General features: G+C 72.2%; 27 protein-coding genes. 9 read left to right on the top strand and 18 right to left on the bottom strand.

Features of this window, described 5'->3' with window-relative positions; genetic code table 11:
• Positions 1-218: 218 nt before the first annotated feature.
• Positions 219-920, top strand: a complete 702-nt coding sequence (locus tag ACFZBX_RS17840) for an MBL fold metallo-hydrolase (RefSeq protein WP_391534673.1) — start codon at positions 219-221, stop codon at positions 918-920.
• On the opposite strand, the gene ACFZBX_RS17835 is transcribed toward ACFZBX_RS17840, so the two are convergent.
• From ACFZBX_RS17835 to ACFZBX_RS17805, 7 genes are all read right to left on the bottom strand, one after another.
• Positions 876-2,072 carry a protein kinase gene (locus tag ACFZBX_RS17835; RefSeq protein WP_391534672.1) on the bottom strand — a complete coding sequence of 399 codons (1,197 nt, stop codon included), beginning with the start codon at positions 2,070-2,072 and terminating at the stop codon, positions 876-878. The genes ACFZBX_RS17840 and ACFZBX_RS17835 overlap by 45 nt on opposite strands.
• 118 nt (positions 2,073-2,190) lie before the next feature.
• Entirely contained in the window at positions 2,191-3,174 is a 984-nt protein-coding gene (locus ACFZBX_RS17830; protein ID WP_391534671.1) for an ABC transporter substrate-binding protein, read from the bottom strand.
• 57 nt (positions 3,175-3,231) lie between these two features.
• Complete coding sequence (locus ACFZBX_RS17825) at positions 3,232-3,984, bottom strand: amino acid ABC transporter ATP-binding protein (RefSeq protein ID WP_391534686.1); 753 nt, start codon at positions 3,982-3,984, stop codon at positions 3,232-3,234.
• Positions 3,985-4,052: 68 nt separating this feature from the next.
• Positions 4,053-5,060, bottom strand: coding sequence for an amino acid ABC transporter permease (locus ACFZBX_RS17820; protein WP_391534670.1), 1,008 nt, complete (start codon positions 5,058-5,060; stop codon positions 4,053-4,055).
• Between the two features lie 52 nt (positions 5,061-5,112).
• Positions 5,113-6,063 (bottom strand): ABC transporter substrate-binding protein, encoded by a 951-nt coding sequence (locus tag ACFZBX_RS17815; RefSeq protein WP_391534669.1) that lies wholly within the window; start codon positions 6,061-6,063, stop codon positions 5,113-5,115.
• 25 nt (positions 6,064-6,088) lie between these two features.
• A complete protein-coding gene (locus ACFZBX_RS17810) occupies positions 6,089-6,577 on the bottom strand; it encodes a GNAT family N-acetyltransferase (protein WP_391534668.1) in 489 nt (162 codons plus the stop codon).
• 5 nt (positions 6,578-6,582) lie between these two features.
• Complete coding sequence (locus tag ACFZBX_RS17805; RefSeq protein WP_391534667.1) at positions 6,583-7,752, bottom strand: LLM class flavin-dependent oxidoreductase; 1,170 nt, start codon at positions 7,750-7,752, stop codon at positions 6,583-6,585.
• A gap of 645 nt (positions 7,753-8,397) precedes the next feature.
• Between ACFZBX_RS17805 and ACFZBX_RS17800 the strand changes: the two genes are divergently transcribed.
• Positions 8,398-9,417 carry an amino acid ABC transporter permease gene (locus ACFZBX_RS17800; protein ID WP_391534666.1) on the top strand — a complete coding sequence of 340 codons (1,020 nt, stop codon included), beginning with the start codon at positions 8,398-8,400 and terminating at the stop codon, positions 9,415-9,417.
• Positions 9,414-11,339, top strand: a complete 1,926-nt coding sequence (locus tag ACFZBX_RS17795) for an FAD/NAD(P)-binding protein (protein ID WP_391534665.1) — start codon at positions 9,414-9,416, stop codon at positions 11,337-11,339. Before ACFZBX_RS17800 ends, ACFZBX_RS17795 begins: the two co-directional genes overlap by 4 nt.
• A 384-nt stretch (positions 11,340-11,723) precedes the next feature.
• On the opposite strand, the gene ACFZBX_RS17790 is transcribed toward ACFZBX_RS17795, so the two are convergent.
• Complete coding sequence (locus tag ACFZBX_RS17790; RefSeq protein ID WP_391534664.1) at positions 11,724-13,451, bottom strand: protein kinase; 1,728 nt, start codon at positions 13,449-13,451, stop codon at positions 11,724-11,726.
• A 178-nt stretch (positions 13,452-13,629) separates the two neighbouring features.
• Here ACFZBX_RS17790 and ACFZBX_RS17785 point away from each other — a divergent pair, with 178 nt between their 5' ends.
• Together ACFZBX_RS17785 and ACFZBX_RS17780 are read left to right on the top strand one after the other, a co-directional pair.
• On the top strand, positions 13,630-15,909 hold the full coding sequence (locus ACFZBX_RS17785; protein ID WP_391534663.1) for an FdhF/YdeP family oxidoreductase: 2,280 nt from the start codon (positions 13,630-13,632) through the stop codon (positions 15,907-15,909).
• A 19-nt stretch (positions 15,910-15,928) separates the two neighbouring features.
• Entirely contained in the window at positions 15,929-16,531 is a 603-nt protein-coding gene (locus tag ACFZBX_RS17780; RefSeq protein ID WP_391534662.1) for a CatB-related O-acetyltransferase, read from the top strand.
• Between the two features lie 42 nt (positions 16,532-16,573).
• On the opposite strand, the gene ACFZBX_RS17775 is transcribed toward ACFZBX_RS17780, so the two are convergent.
• From ACFZBX_RS17775 to ACFZBX_RS17740, 8 genes are all read right to left on the bottom strand, one after another.
• Complete coding sequence (locus ACFZBX_RS17775; RefSeq protein WP_391534661.1) at positions 16,574-16,762, bottom strand: hypothetical protein; 189 nt, start codon at positions 16,760-16,762, stop codon at positions 16,574-16,576.
• An 83-nt stretch (positions 16,763-16,845) separates the two neighbouring features.
• Positions 16,846-17,286 carry a hypothetical protein gene (locus ACFZBX_RS17770; RefSeq protein WP_391534660.1) on the bottom strand — a complete coding sequence of 147 codons (441 nt, stop codon included), beginning with the start codon at positions 17,284-17,286 and terminating at the stop codon, positions 16,846-16,848.
• A 77-nt stretch (positions 17,287-17,363) separates the two neighbouring features.
• A complete protein-coding gene (locus ACFZBX_RS17765; protein ID WP_391534659.1) occupies positions 17,364-17,597 on the bottom strand; it encodes a DUF397 domain-containing protein in 234 nt (77 codons plus the stop codon).
• Positions 17,598-17,718: 121 nt separating this feature from the next.
• Positions 17,719-18,564 (bottom strand): helix-turn-helix domain-containing protein, encoded by an 846-nt coding sequence (locus ACFZBX_RS17760; RefSeq protein WP_391534658.1) that lies wholly within the window; start codon positions 18,562-18,564, stop codon positions 17,719-17,721.
• Positions 18,565-18,570: 6 nt separating this feature from the next.
• A complete protein-coding gene (locus ACFZBX_RS17755; RefSeq protein WP_391534657.1) occupies positions 18,571-19,089 on the bottom strand; it encodes a DUF6879 family protein in 519 nt (172 codons plus the stop codon).
• Complete coding sequence (locus ACFZBX_RS17750) at positions 19,070-19,333, bottom strand: hypothetical protein (RefSeq protein ID WP_391534685.1); 264 nt, start codon at positions 19,331-19,333, stop codon at positions 19,070-19,072. The genes ACFZBX_RS17755 and ACFZBX_RS17750 overlap by 20 nt, the downstream gene beginning before the upstream one ends.
• A 168-nt stretch (positions 19,334-19,501) precedes the next feature.
• Positions 19,502-19,693 carry a DUF397 domain-containing protein gene (locus ACFZBX_RS17745; RefSeq protein ID WP_391534656.1) on the bottom strand — a complete coding sequence of 64 codons (192 nt, stop codon included), beginning with the start codon at positions 19,691-19,693 and terminating at the stop codon, positions 19,502-19,504.
• Positions 19,686-20,549, bottom strand: a complete 864-nt coding sequence (locus tag ACFZBX_RS17740) for a helix-turn-helix domain-containing protein (RefSeq protein WP_391534655.1) — start codon at positions 20,547-20,549, stop codon at positions 19,686-19,688. The genes ACFZBX_RS17745 and ACFZBX_RS17740 overlap by 8 nt, the downstream gene beginning before the upstream one ends.
• A gap of 295 nt (positions 20,550-20,844) precedes the next feature.
• On the opposite strand from ACFZBX_RS17740, the gene ACFZBX_RS17735 reads away from it, so the two are divergent.
• From ACFZBX_RS17735 to ACFZBX_RS17725, 3 genes are read left to right on the top strand one after another with little or no spacing between them, the layout of a single operon-like run.
• A complete protein-coding gene (locus ACFZBX_RS17735) occupies positions 20,845-21,210 on the top strand; it encodes an ATP-binding protein (RefSeq protein WP_391534654.1) in 366 nt (121 codons plus the stop codon).
• A complete protein-coding gene (locus tag ACFZBX_RS17730; protein WP_391534653.1) occupies positions 21,207-21,422 on the top strand; it encodes a hypothetical protein in 216 nt (71 codons plus the stop codon). The genes ACFZBX_RS17735 and ACFZBX_RS17730 overlap by 4 nt, the downstream gene beginning before the upstream one ends.
• On the top strand, positions 21,419-21,661 hold the full coding sequence (locus ACFZBX_RS17725) for a hypothetical protein (RefSeq protein ID WP_391534652.1): 243 nt from the start codon (positions 21,419-21,421) through the stop codon (positions 21,659-21,661). Before ACFZBX_RS17730 ends, ACFZBX_RS17725 begins: the two co-directional genes overlap by 4 nt.
• 571 nt (positions 21,662-22,232) lie before the next feature.
• Here the strand turns inward: ACFZBX_RS17725 and ACFZBX_RS17720 are convergent.
• Both ACFZBX_RS17720 and ACFZBX_RS17715 read right to left on the bottom strand, forming a co-directional pair.
• Entirely contained in the window at positions 22,233-22,808 is a 576-nt protein-coding gene (locus tag ACFZBX_RS17720) for a hypothetical protein (RefSeq protein ID WP_391534651.1), read from the bottom strand.
• Positions 22,805-24,481 (bottom strand): C40 family peptidase, encoded by a 1,677-nt coding sequence (locus ACFZBX_RS17715; protein ID WP_391534650.1) that lies wholly within the window; start codon positions 24,479-24,481, stop codon positions 22,805-22,807. The genes ACFZBX_RS17720 and ACFZBX_RS17715 overlap by 4 nt, the downstream gene beginning before the upstream one ends.
• A gap of 337 nt (positions 24,482-24,818) precedes the next feature.
• Between ACFZBX_RS17715 and ACFZBX_RS17710 the strand changes: the two genes are divergently transcribed.
• Positions 24,819-26,015, top strand: coding sequence for an anion permease (locus ACFZBX_RS17710; RefSeq protein WP_391534649.1), 1,197 nt, complete (start codon positions 24,819-24,821; stop codon positions 26,013-26,015).
• The last annotated feature ends 9 nt before the right edge of the window (positions 26,016-26,024 follow it).

Here is a 26,024-nt window from a genome sequence, read left to right as displayed (position 1 = left end):
GCGGATCTTTGCCGGGTCCGCGGCGCCGGGGCACGCACCTCGCCGCGTTGTCGTCGGTCGCCAATGCTCCGCAGTGGCTCCCTCCTCCGCCTTGCAATGCACGCACCCCAACGCCGCGGCCTGATCCGACAAGATCCACAAGACGCGCCCTAGCCGGGTCCCTCACGCCCGGGGCGAACAGGGGCGTGGGCGGCGGTTCCACGGCACATGATCCACTCATGGAGATCACCCGGATACGCCCCGAACTGACCGTCATCACCCTGGACTTCGGCACCGCCTACCTCTGGCGCGACGAGGACGGCTCGCTCACCCTCGTCGACACCGGCATCGCCGGGCAGGCCGACGCGATCGAGGAGGCGGTCCGCGCCGTCGGCGCCGACCCGGCCGCGCTGCGCGGCATCGTGCTCACCCACCACCACGAGGACCACACCGGCTCGGCCGCCGAACTCGCCCGGCGGCTGGGCGCCGAGGTGACCGCCCACCGGCTGGAGGCCCCGGTGGTCCGCGGCGAGCAGGAGCCGAAGCCCTTCGTGCTGAGCCCCTTCGAGCAGGAGCTGCGGGACTCCCTCCCGCCGCTGCCGCCCGCCCCGCCGTGCCGGGTGGACCGCGAGGTGACGGACGGCGAGGTGCTCGGCTTCGGCGGCGGCGCGGTGGTGGTGCACGTGCCCGGCCACACCGACGGGTCGATCGCGCTGCACCTGCCGGAGGCGGGCGTGCTGTTCACCGGCGACCTCGCGGCCAACGTCGGGCACCGGACCATGCCCGGCGTCTTCAACACCGATCCGGCACTGGCCCTGGAGTCCTTCCGCCGGCTGGCCGCGCTGGAGGCCGACACCGTGCTGTTCGGGCACGGCGAGCCGATCGCCGAGGGCGGTTCAGCCGCCCTGCGCCTGGCCGTCGAGCAGCTCGGCGAGCACTAGCGGACGGTCCTGTCCGGAGTCGGCGCCGACGCTCTCCCGCTCCCAGCGCTCCAGGTCGCGCCCGACGTCCTCGCGGGCCCGGGGGTGGCCGTCCAGCACCGGCAGCAGCTCGCGCAGCAGGGCGACGGCCGCCCGCGGCCGGCCCGAGCGGGCCAGCCAGAGCGCCAGGTCGTGGCAGGTCCGCAGGGTCCGCGGGTCGGCCGGCCCGAAGGCCCGGGAGAACTGCGGGATCAAGGCGACCAACTGCTCGACGGCCCGCTCGGGCGAGCCGGCCGCGCCGCGCCGCCAGGCGTCGTCGGCCTTGCGGCGCAGCGCCTCCGGGTCGGTGCCGACCTTGAGGTCGCGCAGCCGGCGGCGGACCTCGGCGGCGTCGGCCGGCCGGTCCTCCGGCTGCTTGGCGAGCAGCTGGAGGACCAGCCGGTCCAGCGCCGGGTCGGGCGTGCCGGGGGCCGGCGGCTGCTCGTTGACGTGCTTGAACATCATGCTCACCGGCGAGGTGGCGCTGAACGGGCGGCGGCCGGTGCACAGCTGGTAGAGGATCACGCCGAGCGCGTACAGGTCGGCCCGGCCGTCGATGTGCTCGCCGGACCAGCACTCCGGCGCCAGGTAGGCCGGGGTGCCGATGACCACACCGGTGGAGGTGAGCCCGCTGCCCTGCTGGGTGAGCAGGCGGGCGATGCCGAAGTCCAGCACCTTGGCCTCACCGGTGTCGGCGATCATGATGTTCTCGGGCTTGATGTCCCGGTGCACCACGCCGCTGCGGTGCGCGGAGTCCAGCGCCTTGCAGACCTGTCGCATCCAGCGCAGGGCGACGGACAGCTCCGGCCTGGCCCCGTCGCGCAGCAGCGCGGAGAGCGGCCGGCCGCGGACCAGCTCCATCACCAGGTAGTGGGTCGAGCGCGCGCCGTCCTGCATCCGCCCGTAGTCGTACAGAGTGACGATATGCGGATGGGAGAGGCCGCCGACCGTCTTGGCCTCGCGGATGAACCGGCCGACCGCCTCCTCGTCCCCCGCCTTCTCGTCGGAGAGCACCTTGAGTGCCACCGCCCGCCCGATGGTCTCGTCGTGGGCGGCCCAGACCACGCCGAACCCGCCCTGACCGAGCTCCCGGTCCAGCCGGTAGCGGCCGCCCACGACATCGCCCGCCTTCATGCCTTCCCCCACAAGTCCGCCGGAACCGACCACCGTTCATCCTGACCGGGTCAGGGTAGCGGCGGGCAACGGTGTTCGGGTGAACTACCCGGGGCCCGGTGCGGGGCCGGGCCGCGCGTCAGGTCTTCGGCAGGCCGACCGGGTTGATCTCGGAGCTCTGCACGGCCTCGGCGTCCAGGCCCCAGCGCTTCAGCACCTGGCCGTACGTGCCGTTCCTGATCACCTCGTTGATCGCCCCGTTCAGCGCCCCGACCAGGCCGTTGTCCTTCCTGGTGGTGGCCCCGATCTTGCCGAGCACCTCGGCGCCGGCGCCCGAGTAGGTGCCGATCACCTCGGTCTCGCCGGTCTGCACGGCGTGGAAGGCGGTCACCGGGTTGGGACCGACGTAGATGTCGATCCGGCCGGAGGAGAGCGCCAGGTAGTAGTCCGAGGAGCTCTGGAAGTACTTGATGTCGGCCGGCTTGAGGCCGTTGCGGACGTTCTCCTCGTTCCAGGCGACCAGCAGCTTCTCCTGGTTGGTGCCGGAGCTGACGGCGACGGTCCGCCCGGCGATGTCCTTGGCGCCGGTGACCTTCCACCCGCTGCCCTTCTTCGCCTCGAAGCCGAGGATGTCGAGCCGGTAGGTGGCGAAGTCGTACTTCTCCTTGCGGGCCTCGGTGACGGTGATGTTGGAGATGCCGACGTCGTACTTGCCGCTGTCCAGGCCGACGAAGATGTTCTCCCAGGAGACCGGGTTGAACTCGACGTCGAGGCCGAGCACATTGCCGACCAGCGAGGCGATGTCCGGCTCCACGCCGATGATCGTCTTGTCGTCGTTGGCGTAGAAGTCCAGTGGCGGCGTGGTGCCGAGCGAGTCGACCACGGTCAGTTTGCCGCGCTTTCTGATCTCCTCCGGCACCAGCGCCGCGAGGGCGTCCACCTTGGGCGTGGTCACCCGGTTCTGCTGGGGCGTCAGGTTCACCGTGGCGCCGTTCGGCGCGGTGCTCCCCTTCGCGGGGCCGAGCTCCGCCGCGGCGTCCGAGGAGCTGCCGCAGGCGGCCAGGGTGAGGGCGGCGGCGAGCGCGGCGGCGGCGGTCACGAGGGCGCGACGGGGTAGGGACATGGCGGGGCTCCTGCCGGTGAGAGGGAGAGGGTTCGGTGGTTCGGAAAGGTGCGAGGGTCAGAGGACCTTGGCCAGGAAGGCCTTGGTCCGCTCGTGCCGCGGCTCGTCCAGGACCGCCCGCGGCGGGCCCTGCTCGACCACGACGCCGCCGTCCATGAAGACCACGGTGTCGGCGACCTCGCGGGCGAAGCCGATCTCATGGGTGACCACGATCATCGTGGTGCCGGTCCTGGCGAGGTCCTTGACGACGTCCAGCACCTCGCCGACCAGCTCCGGGTCGAGCGCCGAGGTCGGCTCGTCGAACAGCAGCACCTTCGGGTCCAGCGCCAGCGCCCGGGCGATCGCCACCCGCTGCTGCTGGCCGCCGGAGAGCTGGCGCGGATAGGCGTCCGCCTTCTCGGCCAGGCCCACCCGTTCGAGCAGTTCCAGCGCGCGGGCCCGGGCCTCGGCCTTCGGCCGGCGCAGGGCGCTGACCGGCGCCTCGACGAGGTTCTCCAGCACGGTCAGGTGCGGGAAGAGGTTGAAGTTCTGGAAGACGAAGCCGATGTTGGTCCGCTGCCGCAGGACCTCGCGCTCCTTGAGTTCGTGCAGCCGGTCCCCGGAGCGCCGGTAGCCGATCAGCTCGCCGTCGATCGCGACGAAGCCGCGGTCCACCTTCTCCAGGTGGTTGATCGAGCGCAGCAGGGTGGACTTGCCGGAGCCGGACGGCCCGAGCACCACGGTCACCGAGCCGGCCGGCACGTCGAGGTCGACGCCGCGCAGCACCGCGTTCGGGCCGAAGCTCTTCCACAGGCCGCGCACCTGGACCATGGGCGGCCGCTCCCGCTCCCCGGCCGGCTGGGCGGCCTGCTCGGCGGCGGGTTCCTCGGCGAGGGTGGTCACGAGCGTCCTCCGGTGGCGGCGGCGGTGGCGGTACGGGCGCGCAGGCCCCGGACGAGTGCCCGGGCCCGCTGGAACGGGGTGGGCGGCGGCGTGCGGTCGGCGCCGCGGGCGAAGTAGCGCTCGACGTAGTACTGGCCGATCGACAGCACGGTGGTCAGCAGCACGTACCAGACGGTGGCGACCATCAGCATCGGCACCACCCGGCCGGTGCGGCCGTACACCACCTGCACCTGGTAGAAGAGCTCGCCGATGGCCATCACGTAGACCACCGAGGTGCCCTTGAACAGCGAGATCACCTCGTTGGCGGCGGCCGGCAGGATGCCGCGCATGGCCTGCGGCAGGACGATCCGCCAGGCCTGCCGCCAGCGCGGCACGCCGAGCGCGGTGGCGGCCTCGCGCTGGCCGGGGTCGACGGCGATCACGCCGCCGCGGATGATCTCGGCGGCGAACGCGGCCTGGTGCAGCCCGAGGCCGAGCACGGCGGCGCCGAGCGCGCCCAGCACGCCGACCGTCTCGAAGTCCCCGAAGGTCGGCCCGAACGGGATGCCGAAGCCGAACCGCTTGTAGAGGTAGGAGAGGTTGAACCAGAAGACCAGCTGCACGATCAGCGGGATCGAGCGGAACACCCAGACGTAGGCCCAGGCGACGGACTGCAGGATCGCGCTGCGGGAGAGCCGCATCGCGGCCACCGCGGCGCCCAGCACGAAGCCCAGCACGGTGCCGTAGACGGTGAGTTCGACGGTCCGGCCGACCGCGCGCAGGATGGTGTCGGCGGAGAAGAACAGCCGGAAGGTCGCCCAGTCCCAGCCGGGGTTGGTGGCCAGGCCGTGGGCGAACTGGGCCAGGACGACGAGGGTGGCGAGGCCGGCGGCCCAGCGCCAGGGGTGCCGGGCGCGGACGGTGCGCAGCCCGGCCAGCTCGCCGAGGTCGAGCGGTGCGGCCGGTCCCGCGCCGGTGGCGGCCGCGGGTCTGCCGCCGGGTTTGGCGAGTTCGGTGGTGCTCATGGGGGACTCCTCCCAACGGGCCCTGGACAGGGGGTCGCGTCTGCTCGGGCGGTCACTTGTGCTCGGGCGGGCTGATCAGGGACTCCTTGACGGACGAGTCCGTCACCCCCCACTTCCGGAGGATGCGCTCGTACGTCCCGTCCTTGATCAGCTCGTTGACGGCGGCCTGGAAGGCGGGGGTGAGCGGGGAGCCCTTCTTGAACGCGAAGCCGACGTCGAGGCGGTGGAACTCGCCGAGGAACCGGGTGCCCGAGGCCTCCTGGGAGGCCTGGTAGCGCAGGCCGTTGATGGTGGACATGATGATGTCCACCCGGCCCTGCTGGAGGCTGGTCAGCGTGGCGCCGTTGTCGCTGAACGCCTTGACCTCGTAGGGCTTCTTCCCGGCGTCGGTGCAGACGTTCTTCTTCGCGTTGAGCGTGGTCTCGAAGGTGGTGCCGGCGCCGGTGCCGATGGTCAGCCCGCAGAGCTGGACGAGGTCGGTGACCGGCTGGACCGTGGTGTTGTCCTTCTTGACCGCGAAGCCCTGGCCGTCGTCGATGTAGGTGACGAAGTCGATCGTCTTCAGCCGGGCCTCGGTGACCCCGAAGTTGCCGGTGCCGACGTCGTACTTGCCGCTGCCGAGCGCGGGCAGGATGGTCTCGAACGCCGCCTCCTCGCGCTGCACGGTCAGGCCGAGCACCTTGGCCACCGCGTCGGCGAAGTCGATGTCCAGGCCGGCCGCCTTCTTGGTGGCCTGGTCGGCGTAGAAGGCGGAGGGCGGGGTGCCGATCGAGGAGCCGAACTTCACCGTGCCGGCGGAGCGGACGTCGGCGGGCAGCAGCGCGGCGGCGGTGTCCGACTTCCGGACGCCGGAGACGACGTCCTCGGCGGCGACGGAGACGGCCTGCCCGCCGGGGCCCGCCGCGGCCGCGGGCTTCGGGTCCGAGCCGCACGCGGCCAGCGCCAGGACCGGCAGCAGGGCGGTGGCCGCGAGCAGGCGGCGGCGGACGGTGGTGGTTCTCACGGGTACGGGTGCCTTTCGGGGTGGGTCAGCGGAGGTGCTTCTCGAACGGCAGCGGGCCGATCGTCAGGGGGTCCGCGGCGACGTCGAACAGCGGGGTGTAGCCGGTGGCCAGGTAGAGCCCCCTGGCCTCGGGCTGGCGCGGGCCGGTGGTGAGGAAGAACCGGTGGTAGCCGGCCCCGGCGGCGGCCCGCTCCAGCTCGGCGAGCACCCGGGTGGCCAGGCCCCGGCGGCGGTGCGCCGAGTGCGTCCACATCCGCTTCACCTCGGCCGTCCGCGCGTCGAGGCGCTTGTACGCGCCGCCGGCCACCGGCTCGCCGTCCTCCAGCAGGAGCAGCAGCACGCCGCCGTACGGCTCGGCCCAGCTGTCCGCCGGGTAGCGGGCCATCTCCTCGCGCCCCTCGGGGCCGTAGCGGCAGACGTACTCCTCGGTCAGCTCGCGCACCAGCGGCTCGGCGAGCGGGTCGTCGATGCGCACCCGGCGGACCTCGACGTCGAGGGCCGGCGCGCCGCTCACGCCGCTCACGCCTGGACCGCGATCAGCTGGTGGCGGTCGCGCTCGGTCCGCTCGGCGGCGGCCTTGGCGGCGTCGGCGGCCTTGGCGGCGTCGCGCTTGGCGACCTCCTCGCGGACGATCGGGATCACGTGCCGGCCAAAGTCGATGGCGTCGTCCACCAGGTGGTAGCCGCGCGCGGAGAGGATGTCCACGCCCAGGTCGTAGTAGTCGAGCAGCGCCTGGGCGACCGTCTCCGGGGTGCCGACCAGGGCGTTGGAGTTGCCCGCCCCGCCGGTGGCGGCGGCGGTCGGCGTCCACAGCGCCCGGTCGTACCGCTCGCCCGCCTCGGCGATCTCCAGCAGCCGCCGGGAGCCGGCGTTCTCGGGAGCGGTGCCGGCCGGGCGGCCCCGGCGGATCGGCTCGCCGCCCTCCCGGCGGGCCCGGATCGCGGCCACCGTCCGGTGCGCCTTCTCCCAGGCCAGCTCCTCGGTCGGCGCGATGATCGGCCGGAACGCCACCTGGATCCGCGGCACGTCCTCGCGCCCGGCGGCCCGCGCCGCCTCCTTCACCCGCTCGATCTGCTCGGCCGTGCGCGCCAGCGGCTCGCCCCAGAGGCAGTAGACGTCCGCCTCGGCGCCGCCGGCCGCGTACGCCGCCGCCGAGGAGCCGCCGAAGGAGACGCCGGGGCGCGGCTGCTGCACGGGGAAGACGTCGGAGACGAAGTCGTTGAAGCGGTAGTGTGCGCCCTCGTGGTCGAAGGGCTCCCGGCTGGTCCAGGCCTTCTTGACGATCCCGATGTACTCCCTGGTCCGGGCGTACCGCTCGTCCTTGGTGAGGAAGTCGCCCTCGCGCTGCTGCTCGTGGTCGTTGCCGCCGGTGATGAAGTGGACGGTGAGCCGGCCCTCGCTGATCCGGTCCAGGGTGGCGAAGGTCTTGGCGGCGAAGGTCGGGTACGAGACGTTCGGGCGGTGGGCGAGCAGGATCTGCAGGGTGTCGAGCCGGGCGGCCAGGAACGCGGCGGCGGGCGCCGGGTCGGGGGCGCCGGAGCCGTAGGCGAACAGCACCCGGTCCCAGTCGTGGTCCTCGTGGGCGCGGGCCAGCCGCAGGGTGTAGTCGCGGTCGAACGCGGCGGTGGTGCGCGCGGTGGTCTCGGTGCCGTCGGCGGTGGCGGCGATGCCGAGGAATTCGACGGGCATGGTGGCGGAACCTTTCGGGTCGTACGCAGTCCGGTGGGCTGCGGGTGGGCAGACCGGGACAAGCCCTGTGCGGGGAGGGCGGTGAGAGCGGTGGCGGGCACGTGACGGCCCGCGGGCGGACGGAGGGGATGCCGGAGCGCAACGCGGTGAGGAGGAGGAAGGGGGCGGCGGCAGCGCGCTGATGACGAGCCGTCAGGAAGCGACGGCTCTCCCGGCCCGGGACGGGGCACCGAGGGAGGTCCCTGCGAGGGAGGACGGGGCCGGGCGGACGGCCCGCTGCCGGGTCAGCCGCGACACGCCGCGGACCACACCCGACCGAAGTCGATGTGGTCGCGGGTGACCAGGGGCTGCTCGGCGTACATGGCCTCAAGTTGAGCAGCGAACCGCGCACGGCGTCAACAGCCCTCCATTGCCGCCGTGTTGCGATCTCCTGTCGCCGCGCGAAGCCTCCCGGACCGCCCGGTCCGCCGGACGCCCCACCCTTGACACCCGCCGATCGCTCACGCGTACGATCGAAAGCGGAGTGCAGTGCACCGCCGGCCGCGTTGAGGGACGCGGGCCGGCCGCAACGGCCGTACGTGACCACGCCGTACCCACGCCCCGTGCGCCCGCGCGCATCTCCGCCCTCCCGCCTGGAGCCTCCCCATGGCCACCCCGCCGGACGTCCTGCCCGCCCCCGCCCGCCCCCTCGCCGAAGCCGCCGCCCCACCCTCCGCGACCGCCCCCGACGCCGCGGCCGCCACCGCCCGGATCGTCCCCCGGCGCCGCCCCGGCCAGTGGGTCTCCGCCGCCGTCGCCCTGCTGCTCTTCGCGATGGTGGTCAACTCGCTGGCCCGCAACAAGGCGTTCCAGTGGGACGTGGTCGCCGACTGGTTCACCGCCGCCTCCGTCATGAACGGCCTGACCCTGACCCTCTGGCTGACCGGCGTCACCCTCGGCCTCGGCTTCCTGCTCGGCACCGTCCTCGCCACCATGCGACTGTCCGCCAACCCGGTGCTGCGCACGCTCAGCTGGGTCTACATCTGGATCTTCCGCTCCACCCCGGCGCTGGTGCAGCTGCTGCTCTTCTTCAACATCGGCGCCCTCTACCCGACCCTCGGCCTCGGCATCCCGTTCGGCCCGGAGTTCCTCACCGTCCGCACCGTCAACCTGTTCGGCCCGACCCTCACCGCCGTCGTCGGACTCACCCTGCTGGAGGCCGCGTACGCCGCCGAGGTGGTGCGCGGCGGCATCCTCTCCGTCGACCGCGGCCAGGTGGAGGCCGCCGCCGCGCTCGGCATCGGCCGGTGGCGGGTACTGCGCCGGATCGTCGTCCCGCAGGCGATGCGCTCGATCGTGCCGACCGCCGGCAACATGCTGATCGGCGCGCTCAAGGGGACCAGCATCATCAGCGTGCTGGCCGTCTCCGACCTGCTCTACTCGGTCCAGCTGGTCTATCTGCAGTCCTACCAGGTCATCCCGATGCTGATGGTCGCGACCATCTGGTACATCGTGATCACCACGGTGCTGTCGGTCGGGCAGTACTACGTCGAGCGGCACTACGCGAAGGGCGCCACCCGCGAGGGACTGCCACCCACCCCGCTGCAGAAGGCCCGCGCCGCGTACCGGCGGCTGCGCGCCGCCGCCTCGGCCTCCGCCGGGCTCCCCGGGGAGGCCGGCCGATGAGCGCCACCCTGGTCATCGTCGGCGCCGGGCCGCGCGGCACCGGGGTGCTGGAGCGGATCGCCGCCAACGCGCCCGAACTGCTGCCCGCCGACCGGCCGCTGCACATCCACCTGGTCGACCCGCACCCGCCCGGCGGCGGCCGGATCTGGCGCCACGAGCAGTCCCCGCTGCTGCGGATGAACTCGATGGCCGAGGACGTCACCATGTTCACCGACGAGCGCTCCACCATCGACGGGCCGGTCCGCCCCGGCCCCTCGCTCGCCGAATGGGCCGCCGACCCCCGGGCCTTCGCCCCCTACCGGGAGAACGCCGGCCCGGACGTCCGGGCCGAACTGCGCGCCCTGGCGCCCACCGGCTTCCCCACCCGGCGGGTGCAGAGCGCCTACCTGGACTGGGTGTTCCGGCGCGCCGTCGCCGACCTGCCGCCGCACGTCACGGTCACCGTCCACCGGGACACCGCGCACCGCGTCGAGGGCCCGGTGGACGGACCGCAGCACGTCCACCTCACCGACCGGGTGCTCACCGCCGACCACGTCGTGCTCACCCTCGGCCACCTCGACTCCTCCCCCGACCCCCGGTACGCCGCCGACGCCGCCTTCGCCGCCCGGCACGGCCGCTTCCACCTGCCGCCCGCCTACACCGCCGACGCCACCGCCGACCTCGACCGCATCGCACCCGGCGAGCACACCGTGCTGCGCGGCTTCGGGCTCGCCTTCGTCGACCTGGTCTCGCTGCTCACCGAGGGCCGCGGCGGGCGCTTCGAGCCGGACGGCGCGGGCGGCGGCCTGCGCTACCGCCCCTCCGGGCGCGAACCCGTCCTGTACGTCGGCTCGCGGCGCGGCGTCCCCTACCACTCCAAGACCGACTACCGCCTCCAGGGCCCGCGCGCGCCTCTCCCCCGGTACTTCGACGCCGCCGCCGTCGACACCCTGCTCGACCGGCCAGGGCCGATCGAACTGCGGCGCGACGCCTGGCCGTTGATGGCCAAGGACATCGGGTTCGGCCACTACCACGAACTGTTCCACGCCCACCCGGAGCGCACCGCCCTGCCCTGGGCGGAGTTCCTGGCCGGCTACGACGCCCACCCCTGGGCGTCCCCGGAACTGGACGCCCTGGTCGAACGGGCCGTTGCCGACCCGGCCGACCGGCTCGACCTGGAACGCCTCGACTTCCCGCTGGCCGGCCTCGAACTCGGCACCGCCGAGGAGCTCCAGCACCACCTGCGCCGCTACATCACCGAGGACGTCGACCGCCGCGCCGACCCCGCCCACAGCGCCGACCTCGGCGCCTTCCTCGCCCTGCTCTCGCTCTTCGGCCAGCTGCCCAGGCTGCTCGGCTCCGGCCGGCTCACCGCCCGCTCGGTGGCCGAGGAGGTCGACGAGTGGTTCTTCGGCTTCTTCAACTACCTCGCCTCCGGCCCGCCCGGCTTCCGGCTGCGCCAGCTGCTCGCGCTCTCCGAGGCCGGGGTGGTCCGCTTCCTCGGCGCGGGCGTCCGGGTCGAGCGCGACGAGGCCACCGGCACCTGGCGGGCCTCCGGCGCCACCGTGCCCGGCCACACCGCAAGCGCCACCGCACTGGTCGAGGCGTACCTGCCCAAGCACGCGCTGGCCCGCACCCTCGACCCGCTGCTGCGCGACCTGCACCGCACCGGGCGGATCACCGAGGAGGTCGTCGCCGACGCCGAGTACACCCACCGCTCGGGCCTGCTCACCATCCGCCCCGCCGACAGCCGCGTCCTCGACCCCGCCCTCGACGGCGGCCCGCACCCGCGCCGCACCGCCCTCGGCCCGCACACCAGCCTCCGCGCCGCCGCCGCCTTCGCCCGCCCCCGCACCGACTCCCCCGGCTTCCGCCAGAACGACGCCGCCGCCCGCACCCTCCTCCGTGCCCTCGCCCGCATCCCCTCGGCGGTCCCGGTGTAGCCGCCGAGGGCGCCCCGGGCCCGGGGCCGCGCCACTGGGCACGGCCCCGGGGCGGGGACGGCTGCCCCACCCATTCGCCGGGGCCTCCCCACACGAGGCCGCCCCACACCGCAGCCATCGACGGCGGCACCCCCACGCCCGGCGGGCCACCTCCCGCCCCCACCCGCACGGGCAGCCCGGCGGTCCCCGCCCAGGCGCCGCACCACTCAGCCGCCATCGACGGCGGCACATCCACCCCGCACACGGCCTCCGCGCAGCCACCGCCCGCACACGGACGCCGCCCTCGCCCACCCCGGGCCGGACGCCACGCCGCTCAACGGCCTTCCACAGCGGCACCCCCGCGCCCGGCGGGCCGCCCCCCACCCGCCCGGGCGCCGACCCGCGTCACGGGCCGTAGATCTCCTCCACCAGATCCTCGGCCGTGACGTGGTCCGGGGCGGAGAGGATCCAGTCGCCGACCCGCTTGATCCCGGTGCCGCGTTCCAGCGCCGTCAGGCAGGCTTCGGCCTCCTGGTCCGAGGTGAAGTCCCAGGCCAGCAGGCGGCGGATCAGCAGCAGCGCCTCGCCCGGGTGCATCCGCGGCCGGCGGCCGGACCGTGCCCGCCCGGCCGGGGACGCCGCGAGCCGCTGCTGGTAGCCGGAGAGGTCCTGCCAGGCCTGGAGGGTGGCCGGGTGCTGCTCGCCGAGCGCCCGGGCGAGGTCCGGCAGCAGGGTGCGCAGCTGGAGCACCGCGCCCTCCAGGTCGCCCCGGTTCGCCGTGTACACCGCCAGGTCGTGCCGGGCCTTGAGCACCCGGTGGTCGTGGCCGCCCCAGGCGGCGTGCAGGTCCGGCAGCAGCTGGACGAGCCGGCGCAGCGCGGTGACCGTCTCGCCGCTCTCCCCGATGCACCACACCAGGTGGTAGCGGGCGGCGAGGGTGTCCGGGTCGGTCTGGCCGAGGGCGAGCCGCATGTCCTCGGCCAGCGTGGAGAGCAGCCGGATCGCGCCGTCGAGGTCGCCGGCCCGGCTGAGGAACCAGGTGAAGTCGCGCCAGGCGTTGAGGGTCTCGCGGTCGGTGGCGCCGAGCGCGGCCACGGCCTCCTGCGCCACCGCGTGGAGCTGCACGGCGGACTCCCCGGCCGTCGCCGCCCGGAAGGCGGCGTGGCGGCGCTCGCGCAGGGCGGCCCGGACGGCCTCCTGCGGCGGGACCGGCGGGACCGGCGAGACCGGCGGGGCCGACGGCGGTGGCAGCGGCGGGGCCGGGGGCAAGGGCGGCAGCACGGGCCCGGCCGCCCCCGCCGTCCGCCGCTCCTCCAGTTCCGCAAGCCGCCGCTCCACCGTCCGGGCGTCCGCAGGCCGCCGCTCCGGGTCCTTCGCCAGCAGCTCCGCGACCAGCCCCGCCAGCTCCCCCGGCAGCCCGAACGGCGCCGGGTCCAGCACCGGCGGCGGCTCGTTGAGGTGCTGGTACATCAGCACCGGCGTCGAGTCCCCGCCGAACGGCCGCGCCCCGGTGCAGAGCTCGACCAGCACGCAGCCGAACGCGTAGAGGTCCGCCCGACCGTCCACCCGGCCCCCGGTCCAGCGCTCCGGCGCCATGTACGCGGGGCTGCCGATGACCGTGCCGGTGGTGGTCAGCCCGCCCGCCCCGATGTCGAGCTGCGCGATGCCGAAGTCCAGCACCTTCGCCACACCCGCGTCGGTGACCATGATGTTCTCGGGCTTGATGTCCCGGTGCACCATCCCCGCGTCGTGCGCGGCGGCCAGCGCGGAGCAGATCTGCCGCCCCCAGCGCAGGCTCTGCGCCGGGTCCGCCGGGCCGTCCCGGAGCACGGCGGTCAGGGTGCGGCCGGTGAGCAGCTCCATCACCAGGTACGTCACCAGCCGGCCGCCCAGTTCGCCCTCGCCGAGGTCGTGCACGGTGACGATGTGCGGGTGGGAGAGGTTGCCCGCCGCGCAGGCCTCGCGGACGAACCGCAGCGCCGCCTTCTGCTGGTCCTCGCCGTGGTGGTTGATGACCTTGACCGCCACCGGCCGCCGCATCCGGGTGTCGAAGGCCCGCCACACCACGCCGAACCCGCCCTGGCCCAGCCGTTCGACCAGCTGGTACCGCCCGTCGAGCACGTCGCCGACCATCACCCGCCCACCCCCGGCCCCATCGAAGCACCTGCACTCTATCCGCGCCCCCGCCCCGGCCGCCCTCCCCCGTTTTCTCCCCCGTTTTCTCCCCTGCCGCCCCCGGCCGCCCAGGTGCGAGGATGACAGCAGGCGCCGCGACGAGGCGGCGGCCCCCGCACAGCCGAGGAGCGCAGTCATGGCCAAGCAGGCCCCGCAGAGCGACCCGGCGCAGGACGCCCCCCGGGTGTCCGCGCCCCAGCACGCCGCGGCCGGGCTGCCCGCCGTCGGCCACAGCCTGCGGATGGCCACCGAGCAGATGGGCGCCCGCCGCACCCTCAGCACCCTGCTCAAGATCAACCAGCCCGACGGCTTCGACTGCCCGGGCTGCGCCTGGCCCGAGCCGGGGAAGACGCACACCGCCGAGTTCTGCGAGAACGGCGCCAAGGCCGTCGCCGAGGAGGCCACCGAGCGCCGGATCCGCGCCGAGTTCTTCGCCGCCCACCCGGTCGCCGAACTGGCCGAGCGCTCCGGCTACTGGCTCGGCCAGCAGGGCCGGCTCACCCAGCCGATGCTCCTCGACGAGGGCGCCACCCACTACACCCCCGTCTCCTGGGACGACGCCTTCGCGCTGATCGCCGAGGAGCTGCGGGCCCTGGACACCCCGGACGGCGCCGCGTTCTACACCTCGGGCCGGACCAGCAACGAGGCCGCGTTCGCCTACCAGCTGTTCGCCCGCCGGCTCGGCACCAACAACCTGCCGGACTGCTCCAACATGTGCCACGAGTCCTCCGGTTCGGCGCTCACCGAGACGCTCGGCGTCGGCAAGGGCAGCGTCAGCCTGAAGGACCTCTACCAGGCCGATCTGATCATCGTCGCGGGCCAGAACCCGGGCACCAACCACCCCCGGATGCTCTCCGCCCTGGAGCGGGCCAAGCGCGCCGGCGCGACCATCGTCAGCGTCAACCCGCTGCCCGAGGCCGGGCTGGAGCGGTTCAAGAACCCGCAGCAGGCCCGCGGCCTGGTCGGCCACGGCACCAAGCTGACCGACCTCTTCCTGCAGATCCGGCTCGGCGGCGACCTCGCCCTGTTCCGCGCGCTCAACCAGTTGCTGCTGGCGAAGGACGCCGTCGACCACGCCTTCGTCGAGGAGCACTGCCACGGCTTCGAGGAGTTCGCCGCCGAGGCCGCCTCGACCTCCCGCGAGGAGGTGCTGGCCGCCACCGGGCTGCCGTGGTCGCAGATCGAGGAGCTGGCCCGGCTGGTCCTCGCCTCCGAGAAGGTCATCGTCTGCTGGGCGATGGGCCTCACCCAGCACAAGCACGCCGTACCGACCATCCGCGAGGTCGTCAACTTCCTGCTGCTGCGCGGCAACGTAGGCCGTCCGGGAGCGGGGGTCTGCCCGGTGCGCGGGCACAGCAACGTCCAGGGCGACCGGACGATGGGCATCTTCGAACGCCCCACCACCGCCTTCCTGGACGCGCTCGGGCGGGAGTTCTCCTTCGAACCGCCGCGCGAGCACGGCCTGGACTCCGTCGACACCATCCGCGCCATGCGGGACGGCCGCATCGGCGTCTTCTTCGCGATGGGCGGCAACTTCGTCGCCGCGACCCCGGACACCGAGGTCACCGAGGCCGCGATGCGCCGCTGCCGGCTCACCGTGCACGTCTCCACCAAGCTCAACCGCTCGCACGTGGTCACCGGCGCCCGCGCCCTGATCCTGCCCACCCTCGGCCGCACCGACCGGGACGTCACCGCGCGCGGCGCCCAGTTCGTCACCGTCGAGGACTCGATGGGCCAGGTGCACTCCTCGCGGGGCGGCCTGCGTCCGCCGGCTCCCGGGCTGCTCTCCGAGACCGCCATCGTCTGCCGGCTCGCCCGGTCCGTCCTCGGGCCGGAGGACACCGTGCCGTGGGAGGACTTCGCCGCCGACTACGACACCCTGCGCGACCGGATCGCCCGGGTCGTCCCCGGCTTCGAGGACTACAACGACAAGGTCCGCCGCCCCGGCGGATTCACCCTCCCGCACGGCCCGCGCGACACCCGCACCTTCCCCACCGCGACCGGCAGGGCCAACTTCACGGTCAACCCGCTGACGGCGCCGCAGGTGCCGGAGGGCCGGCTCCTCCTCCAGACGCTCCGCTCGCACGACCAGTACAACACCACCATTTACGGCCTGGACGACCGCTACCGCGGCATCCAGGGCGGGCGCCGCGTCGTCCTGGTCAACCCCGCCGACGCCGCTGACCTCTCGCTGGCCGACGGCCAGTACGTCGACCTGGTGAGCGAGTGGAAGGACGGCGTGGAGCGCCGCGCCCCGCACTTCCGGGTCGTCCACTACCCGGTGGCCCGCGGCGGCGCGGCCGCGTACTACCCCGAGACCAACGTCCTGGTGCCGCTGGACTCCACCGCCGACATCAGCAACACCCCCACGTCCAAGGCCGTCGTCATCCGATTCGAGGCCGACAGTGGCGCCTGACCCGACCGTTCTCCACCCCATGCCGGAGCAGCCCCGGGTGGTGCTGCTCCGGCCGCTGGTGACGTCCCCGCTCATCGAGGTCGGGGAGTTCACGTACTACGACGACCCGGACGACCCCGCCGCGTTCGAGACCCGCAACGTGCTCTACCACTACGGCCCGGAGCGGCTGGTCATCGGCAGGTACTGCGCCCTGGGAACGGGCGTCCGCTTCATCATGAACGGCGCCAACCACCGCGTGGACGGCCCGTCGACCTTCCCCTTCCCCATCATGGGCGGGGAGTGGGCCGCCCACTTCGACCTGCTCACCGGCCTGCCGAACCGGGGTGACACGGTGGTCGGCAACGACGTCTGGCTCGGCAACGGCGTGACGGTGATGCCGGGCGTGCGCATCGGCCACGGCGCCATCGTCGCCACCGCCTCCGTGGTCACCACCGACGTCCCCGACTACGGCATCGTCGCCGGCAACCCCGCCCGCCTCATCCGCCACCGGTATTCCGACGAGGACATCGCCCGCCTGCTCGCCATCGCCTGGTGGGACTGGCCCACAGAGCACATCACCCAGCACGTGCGGACCATCATGTCCGGCACCGTCGAGGAGCTGGAAGCCGCCGCCCCGGAGTAGGAAGTCGGCCGGTCCGACTTCCTACTCCTCGGGCAACTGCGGCTAGACGCAGGAGAGGGTCGAACTGCTGCACCCCTCCAGCACACGGTGGGCCTCGTGGCCGATCCAGGCCTCCGGGGTGTACGGCGCAGCCAGCCGGCCACCACCCTCCGCCACCTGCGCGAGCGCCACGCCCCCGCCGAGCCCACACAGCACGATCGCCGCCACGGCGACCGCTACACGCTTGAACACGATTCTCCTCCAACGTCCTGAAACAGGTGGGTACCCGCAGTGCACCACTCACCCGTAGACGTTCTGTCGACGTGACCGGCGGATCACCGCCGCCCGAGCGGGCAGGGCGGCGATGACTCCGAGGTGGGGTTGTGGGTGCGGGGGCAGGAGATGGCGGCGACGGAGCGGAGCTGCTGGGACGGGGTCCAATACGTCCACACCACGTCGTGGGGGTAGGCGGCCAGGAAGTCCCGGGCGTGGTCGAGCCGGAGGGCCGCAGGAAGGTCCGTCTCCAGGGCGGGGGCGCCGGCGAGTTGTTTGCCTAGCCAGTCGAGCGCGTCGGCCGGGTCGCCCGTCGTGTGCTTGATCTGGCCGGGCGGTTTCACGAGCCAGTGCATGACTTCGAGCGGCGGCGCGGGACCGTTCCATGCCGGACGTCTTCCGTTCTGCGGCTCGGGGGGCCGCCGTTCGGCGTCCTCGGGCCGCTTGTTGCCCGACCAGGCGTAGCAGTGCCAGTGGAGCTCGGGCCTGTGCCAGTGATCCATACGCGCCTACCCTTGGTGGATGGGCCGGCCCCGCTCCCAATTGGCCTGGGAGCGGGGCCGGTTTCGTGCCGGGTGCGTCAGACCGCCGTGTCGAACCGCGCCGGGTCGATGCCCGCCGCGGCCAGCTCGGCCGTGCTGAACCTCAGCTCCACGCCCGGACGCTTGGTGTCACCCATCACCCACAGCCCGCCCACGACGCCGGGCACCTCCCGCAGGGTCGCGCAGGTCTCGTGCTCCGACTCCGGGTTGCCACCGCACGCCTTGAAGGCGCTCAGCCCCGGCGGGACCTCGATCTCGTACAGGTTGCTCATGGTGATGCCTTCCTGTTCGACACCACGGGGAGACCGTCCCCCCGCAGTTGTTCGCCCGAGGACAACACGCTAGGGAATCAGCAGAGTTGGGCTCCAACGGATTCCACGGAATTGCACGACGTCACCCGAGAGCGTCAATGGCGGCCGTGATCAACGCCCGGGCCTTGGGGCCGTAGACCGCCATGTCCGCCAGCACGGCGAAGGTGTCGGCGTACATCGCGACCTCGCTGGGCTGAGTCAGCGTGAGGTGCCCGGAGACCAACTCCACGTTCACCTGCGCCGTGTCGAAGATCCAGAACCCTTCCACCGGCATCCGTGTACGGCCCAACCGGGAAGGCACGATCCCCACGCTGACGTTCGGCGCCGCCCCCACCCTGATCAGGCGCTCAAGCTGCTCCGCCTGGGCGTCTGCGTCACCGAGCCCATTGCTCAGGACGGACTGCTCAAGCAGGAACGCGAAACGCCGCTGCCGCTCGCGCAGCACGCGTTGCCGCTCCATCCGGACGGCCACCGCATCGGCCACGTCATCGACCGGCACCCGCCGCTGCTGGACAGCCCGCAGCACGCATTCGGTGTAGCCGTGCGTCTGGAGAAGTCCCGGCACGAGCCACGACGAGTAGGCCCGAAACCAGTACGTGCGCTCGAAGAGAGGGAGGACGGCCTCCTGCGCCCGCAGGCCCGCACGCTCCATCCGGCGCCATTCCACCCACATGCCTTCGACGGCGCGAAGGGAGGCCACCAGGTCCGCTGCCTGATCCTCCCTGCCACACGCGCGGCACCAGGCGAGCAGATCCTCGGCGGACGGGGCGGTCTTGGCCGTGGAGATCCGGGACACCTTGGACGGGTGCCAGCCGCACAAGGCCGCGAGCTGCTTGCCGTCCAGCCCGGCGTCCTTGCACATCTCCCGAAGGCGATCAGCAAGCATCTTCCGGGCAGCCCGGACGTGGGACGATCCAGAATCGGGCATGAAAGGTCAGGCCGGCTGGTAGTCCTCGTGCGGTGTCGCCCGCTCCCACACGGCCTCGAAGGCGGAACCGACCAGATCCACAACCGCCGAATCCGTACGCCACTCCCTGTCCACGACCTCCCCAGTACCGGAGAAGTACGTGAACAGCACGGCCGACCCATCGAACATCCAGAGGTCCGTCCCTGGCAGCGCGATGTCCGCAGCTCTCCGCCGGGGCAACCAGCGGACCAGCTCACCCGCTGCGATATTGGCGAACGTGAGGTCGTGCTCGTACCGGATGTAGTCCGTCACCGGCTCCGATACGATCCGGGCCCGCCGCATGACTACGCCGCGCCCGGTTGTCTCGGCGACCAGATCAGCCCAGGATCCCCACCAGTCCGGCAGCTTGGCCGGGTCGTTGCCGTATCTGTGGCCGCCCTGCCAGCGAGCAAACTCCGGGTCCTGCAAGGTGTAGCTATCCCGCATCTCCAGATGGACGGCGGAGCGCTGCGCCCTGGCCAAGCCCTCACGAACGGGGTACTTCACCGTTTCCACCCTTGGGTCGTGGGATGAACTCCAGCATGACAGCTGGTAGCCGGACGATCGTCTCGTGATCCGGAACATCGGTACTGTGACCGGGGATCGACCCGATCTCCTGGCACGCCTTCACCTCTTCTTCGGTGGCCCTGTAGGACTGGATCAGCAGATCCCCCGTGTCCTCGTCCAGCCAGATCGTCGGCGAGTCGTCGATGGGAGTGTTCGGGATGATCCCCAGGAAACGCAACCTCATGGCTTCTCCCTGCATCGATCCGATTGCGCCCAGTTGCACGACTGTCGCTCCGGCAGTCGAGCAGCGCAAGCATGGTGCGGGAGCAAGCAGAGGGCGCGCAGGCCGACCAGTTCACGCCGGTAGCTTCCCGTGGCCCCTCGCTCGACACCGAGCGAGGGGCCGCCGAGGTTACGTGTAGTGGTCCAACTCGCCGGCCTTGATGGCGTCGAGAAGACCTGTGAGAGCGATGAGAGGCGGGCGGACTATGACGTCAGGGTCCTCGGATTCGCGCAGTTCAACGTGCCCAACTGCTGCGCGGACCTCGACACAGTCATTGTTCGCGCCTGAGTAACTGGACTTCTGCCAGGTCTGGCTAGCCATGCCTTCCCGATTCCTTCTTGATCGACTGGATGAGGTCACGAGACTTCTCCTCGGAGAGGGAGTTCGACTCCATCTGCGCGAGGACGGCCCGGAACTTTGCCACATGGGCCGGGGCGTCAAAGATCTGACAGCCAAGACCCGTGTCGATCTGGACGGTATCCAGCTCAGGGATCGACCCTTCGGCGTAGGTGAAGTTCTCGCTGGGGCTTGGTAGGCCGTCCACGGCGAACGGAACAACCCGGACAGAGATTGTCAGCCCCTCGGAGACCTCAAGAAGTGCGTCAAGCTGATCAGTGAAGACCCGTGATCCGCTGAACCGCATCCGCAGGGCCGCCTCGTGGATGTACGCGGTGTACGGAACCGTGCCGGAGTGGACTACCTGCTGTCGCCTCATGCGAAAGACCGTTCGCAGGTCGACCTCGTGGTTTGGCAATGGCGGGATGGAGTTGCCGAACACTGCGGATGCGTAGCCACCGGTCTGGAGCAGCCCGGGGATGAAGGTCACGGTATAGGTCACGAGCCGCTTCGCGTGGCCTTCGAGTTCGGCGTTCTCAAGGAAGTCCGTCGCCAGGGCGTCTCGGTACTCCTCCCACCAACCGGGCTTGCCGCGCTCGGTGATGATCTCCGCGAGGGCATCGATCAACGGCTCATTGACGCACATGCACGTCGCGGCGATCGTGCGCAGGCGCTCGACGCTGATGCCGGTCCTGCCGGCTTCCATCTGGGTGATCTGAGCCGGGGTGGCGCCGATGGCGCGGGCGAGTTGACTGCCTCCGAAGCCTGCCTGCTCCCGCATTCTCCGCAACTCGACCCCGAGCCGACGCTGGCGAAGAGTGGGGTTCGATCGAAGGGCCATGACGTCCTCTCTGCGGGCGTGGGGATCAGTCTGCCGCGCGGATGTCGCGCCGGGCCATTCGGGGCTGGGGCCACGTTAGAGGGAACTTCCAGCAGATCGCCACAAATTTGTGGCGAGCTGCGCTATGGTCGACCTCGAAACGATCAGACGGATCGTCAGTAAAGTCTGTTCCCTGGGGCAGTAGGCGCATGCTGCCTATTTCGCACCGCAGAGCAGCCAGGTCCGGGCTGGCCTCGTTCACGGCGACGCATCCGTCGACACCCCTCCCCACCGCCTCTCACCACGGAGGTTTCCCATGCGTGCCCTCACCCCGCCCGACTGCTCCACCATCCGCGCCGAGCTGCGCGCCATCCTCCACACTGCCCACTGGCCGCCCGAGGCCATCGACGACGCCGAACTCGCGTTCCAGGAACTCTTCGTCAACGCCTGGCAGCACGGAGGCTGCCCCGCCCCGGCCGTCCTCGTCTCCCTCTGCCCGACCGTCCTGCGCGTCGCCGTCTGCGATGACTGCCCCACCCTCCCCGAACCCCGCCCAAGCACCGACCCCTACGCGGAGTCCGGGCGCGGCCTCCGCCTCGTCCACGCTCTCACCCACCGCTCTGGCGCCCACCCCACCAAGTCCGGCAAGGTCACCTGGTTCGAACTGGACGCCGCCGCGTGAAGACCCCCATCACCCCCGACGACCCCACCCTGCGCACCTACACCGACCTCGAAGTCGCCTACCTCCTACGCGAACTCCACGAACTCGGCAAGCCTCTCGGCATCCAGTGGGACTCCGCCACCGTCAACGGCACCACCGTCGACTTCGGCGACACCACCCTCCCCACCCTCCTCAACCTCCTCGAACTCCTCCGCAACGAGAGCCGGAAGTGACCGACTTCCTCATCGGCGCCGCCTTCGCCGCCCTCCTCGCCCTCGCCCTCACCACCGTCATCACCGGCGTCATCACGGCCTTGAAGGTCGGACCTCCCCCGCCGCCCATCACCCGCCACGGCCGCTGGGAACTCCGCACCTCCCCCGGCGGCACCCCCGAATACACCTGGATCGCCCGCCAGGCCGGCCACTTCAGCCCCGAAACCAACCCCCACAACCACCGCCGCACACCCCAATGACCACCCGGAGTAGGAAGTCGGCCCCGCCGACTTCCCACTCCGCGCTTTCCCGGTGACCCCTTGCGAGAAGCAAGGGGCCACCGGAACCAACACTCCACTTCCCCGCGCACCAGGAGCGGAAAGTCAACCCCGTCGACCGACGACGAGCCCAAGAGACCTGCCGACACCGCGCGGAGTAGGAAGTCGGTCCCGCCGACTTCCTACTCCGCCAGCCCTTCACCCGAGGGCAGGACAGCGGCTCGCGGACGGCTGCCCCTCGCTCGAACGGAGCGAGGGACAGCCACAGTGCAGCAGGGTGGTCACGGAGTGGAAAGTCGACCTCTCCGACTTCCCACTCCGCTTCCACCGGTGGCCCCTTGCGTGAAGCAAGGGGCCACCGGAACCAACACTCGACTGGGCTGCTCACCTGGAGTAGGAAGTCGGCCTGGCCGACTTCCCACTCCGCCTGCCGCTGGTGGGTGGGGTGGGTTCGGCGACGGGCAGGGGCCCGGCCGACCGGTGTGCCACGAGGTCCCGGAGCAGGAAGTCGGACCCGTCGACTTTCCGCTCCGATGCGGATAGCCGGTGGTGGTCAGCCGTCGTAGTACGTCAGGAAATCGGCGATGAGGTCGGGTGGGTTGGCGGCCATCGTGGCCTCTTCCTCCCAGCCTGGGGAGTCCATGTCGAAGACGACGACGGGGAGCGGGCGGCCGAAGATTCGCTCGACCGTGCCGCTCGTGTTGAGGTCGCGGGCGAGGCTGATCACGGCTTCCTGGAAGTGGGCCCGCAACTGGTCCGCCTTGGTGGCGACCTCGGCGTCGTCCAGGCGGCGGCCGAGGTCGAACGGGCCGTCGTACCAGAGGCCCAACCGCCCGGCCTCCTCCTCCCACAGCGCGCCGCCCGCCGGATCCTCCGGGACGTTGCCGAGCCGGTCGAAGCCCTCCAGGATCCAGTGGGCGTAGTTCCAGCGCGCCTCGTCGGGGTCGGCGTCCGCCGCCGCCCCGCACCGGCTCTCGGTGTTGTGGCCGATGTGGACGTACGGGCGCCGGTCGTCGGCGTCCACCCGCCAGATGTTGAAGGCGAGGACATAGACGTCGGACCGCACCTGCTCGGGCAGCCGTTCCAGGATGCCCGAGCCCGCCCGCCGCAGATGCGCCTCGAAGGTCAATTCTGGGTGGGCGAGAGGCTGCCCGAGGCGGAGGCCATGCCGGAGGCCGTACCGGTGGCGGTGGGCGAACCGGTGCCGGTGCCGGTCGGAGTGCCCGACGGGGTCTCGGTGGGCGTGCCGGTCGGGGTGCCCGACGGGGTGTCGGTGGGCGTCGCCGACGGCGTGTCCGTGGGCGTGCCCGTCGGAGTACCGGTCGGGGTGCCCGACGGCGTGTCCGTGGGCGTGGCCGACGGCGTCGTGGTCGGGGTGCCGGGGGTGGTCGGGGCGGTGGTCGGCGTGGACGGGTCGGTGCCCGGGGTCGGCGTCGTCGGGACCGTGGGAGTGACCGGCACCTCCGGCACCACCGGGGCGACGGGAACCACCGGCACCACCGGAACGACCGGCGTCCCCGGGTCCACCGGCGGCTGGTTGAGCGGGCTGGACGCGATCGGCGTGACCGAGTCCCAGCCGGCCGGCAGCTCCGGCAGCTTCCAGGCGCCGCCCGCGTCGTCGGCCGCCCCGTCCGGGTCCGGCCGGACGGCGCCGAGCACCGGGTTGGCCCCGATCGGCCCGACCTTGACGTACGAGCCCGGCCGCGGCGCGTGCACGACCAGCCCGCCGCCGATGTACATCGAGACGTGCGTGGCGCCCTCGAAGTAGATGATCAGATCGCCCGGCCGCAGCTGGTTCAGCGGGATGTGCTGGAGCTGCGCCCACTGCTCCTGACTGGTGCGCGGGATCGGCTTGCCGGCGTGCAGCCAGGCCTGCGAGGTGAGCCCGGAGCAGTCGAACACGTCCGGGCCGGCGCCGCCCCACACATACGGCTTGCCCAGCTGGGCGAGCGCGTAGGCGACCGCGGCGCGGCCGGCCAGCGAGGGGGTGCGCTCGCCCTGGCCGAGCACGCCGGTGGCGAGGAAGGCGAGCTGGGCGTCGTCCGCCTTGGCCTTCTCGACCTGCTCCAGCTCGGCGCGCTGGGCGCCGGTCAGCGAGGAGACCAGCTGCTCGACGGCGGCGAGGTCGGCCGCGACCTTGGCCTTGGCGGCGTCCTGCTGGGTGACCAGGGTCTGCGAGGTGCTGAGCGCCTCCTCGTTCTGCTTCTGCAGCACGCCCAGCGCGTCACGGTCGGCGGTCAGCTTGTTCAGGAACTCGTTCTGCGAACGGCTGGCCGCGGCGAGCAGTTCGGCGATGGTGACGGCCTCGTACGGGTCCTTGGAGAGCAGCAGCTCCGCGTAGGCGGAGGCGGAGCCGTTGCGGTACTGCGCGGCGGCGAGCTGGGCGGCGACGTCGGTACCGGCGTCGACCTGCTTCTGCTGCCGCTCCAGCTTGCCCTTGAGCTCGGCGAGCGAGGCCTGCTGCACGGCGACCTTGTCGACGGCCGCGTTGTACTGCTCGGTGGCGGCCTCGGCGCCCTGGTAGAGCGCGTGCAGCTGGTCGAGCAGCGGGCCGAGGGTGGCCTTGGCCTGGGCGAGCGGGTCACCGGCGGCGTCGGCGGCCGAAGGAGCGGCGGGCGCCGTCGGGACCGGGTCGGCCCAGGCCGCGCCGGCGGCCACCGGCAGCGCGAGGGCGGCGGCCGCGAGGACGGCTCCGCAGCGCAGCGCGGCCCGCACCCACACCGGCCGCCCGCCACCGGATGCGCCGAGTACGCCCGTCAGTCGTCCGTCCGCCGGCTCCGCACGCCGTGCCGCCCCGCCCATGGATCTCGTCCTCCCCGTCCGCCCCGCGCTCCGGCGTCCCCGGACCTCCGGCTGATCCTGCCACGGGTTACTCGCCGGAAACAGACCGCGCCCGTACGGCCCGATGAATTTTTCGCCTTGCCTGTGAGGCAGCTCTCAGCAAATGGGGCGAAGCGGACGGATCTCCACTAATGTCCTGCTCAGCACGGCGGACGCCGCCCATCGGAAAGGTCCCGGCAACCCCTCCGACACCGTCGGAACCTCGATTCCAATGCCAGTTCACCTTCCGTTCACCAAGCGTCCCTACCGTCGCGCACGACACCAACGTCAGTGCGACAACTACGACGATTGTTTGGGTATGGAACACATCTCGTTCCTGGTGGCCGTTGTGATCATCACGGCGCTCGCCTTCGACTTCACCAACGGGTTCCACGACACCGCCAACGCGATGGCCACCTCCATCGCCACGGGAGCCCTCAGGCCGAAGATCGCGGTCGCCATCGCGGCCCTCCTCAACTTCGCGGGCGCGTTCCTCTCCGTGAAGGTCGCCACCACCATCTCCGGTGGCATCGTCAACGAGAAAACCGGCATCCATCCGGAGATCATCTTCGCCGCACTGGCCGGTGCCATCCTCTGGAACCTGCTGACCTGGCTGCGCGGCCTGCCGTCGAGCTCCTCGCACGCGCTCTACGGCGGCCTGATCGGCGCCACCGTGGTCGGCGTCGGCGCCAACGGCGTCAACTTCGACACCGTGGTCAGCAAGATCCTCATCCCGGCGATCGCCTCCCCGCTGGTGGCCGGCCTGGCCTCCTGGGGCGCCACCAAGCTCGCCTTCGCGATCACCCGCAAGAGCGGCGAGGAGGCCGTCGGCAAGGGCTTCCGCACCGGCCAGATCTTCTCCTCCTCGCTGATCTCGCTGGCGCACGGCACCAACGACGCCCAGAAGACGATGGGCATCATCACCCTGACGCTGGTCTCGGTCGGCGCCCTGCCGACCGGCGCACTGCCCCCCACCTGGGTCATCGTCTCGGCCGGCGCCGCGATCGCGATCGGCACCTACATGGGCGGCTGGCGGATCATCCGCTCGATGGGCAGCGGCCTGGCGGACATCACCCCGCGTCAGGGCTTCGCCTCCGAGTCGGCCGCCGCGACGGTCATCCTGACCTCCTCCTCCATGGGCTTCGGCCTCTCCACCACCCAGGTCTGCTCCGGCGGCATCATGGGCGCCGGCCTCGGCGGCCCGAAGGCCGAGCTGCGCTGGGGCATGGTCCGCCGCATGGTCTACACCTGGGGCCTGACCCTGCCCGCCGCCGCCACCGTGGGCGGACTCGCCGCTTTCCTGGCCGAGCGCGGGAACTGGGGCGTCGCCCTGGTCGGCGCCGCGCTGGTGGCCGGCTCGGCCGCGATGTGGGTCATCTCCCGCCGCCAGCCGGTCGACGCGGACAACGTCAACGACACCACCGACGTCACCCCGGCCGGGACCGACCCGGCCACCGTGCCCGCCGCCGCCACGGCCGCCCCGACCACCCCCGCCTCGACCACGGTCGCGGCCTGACCGCCGCCG

The organism is Kitasatospora sp. NPDC008115 (assembly GCF_042957205.1).
Lineage (GTDB): Bacteria > Actinomycetota > Actinomycetes > Streptomycetales > Streptomycetaceae > Kitasatospora.
This window is presented reverse-complemented; position numbering and strand designations above follow the sequence as displayed.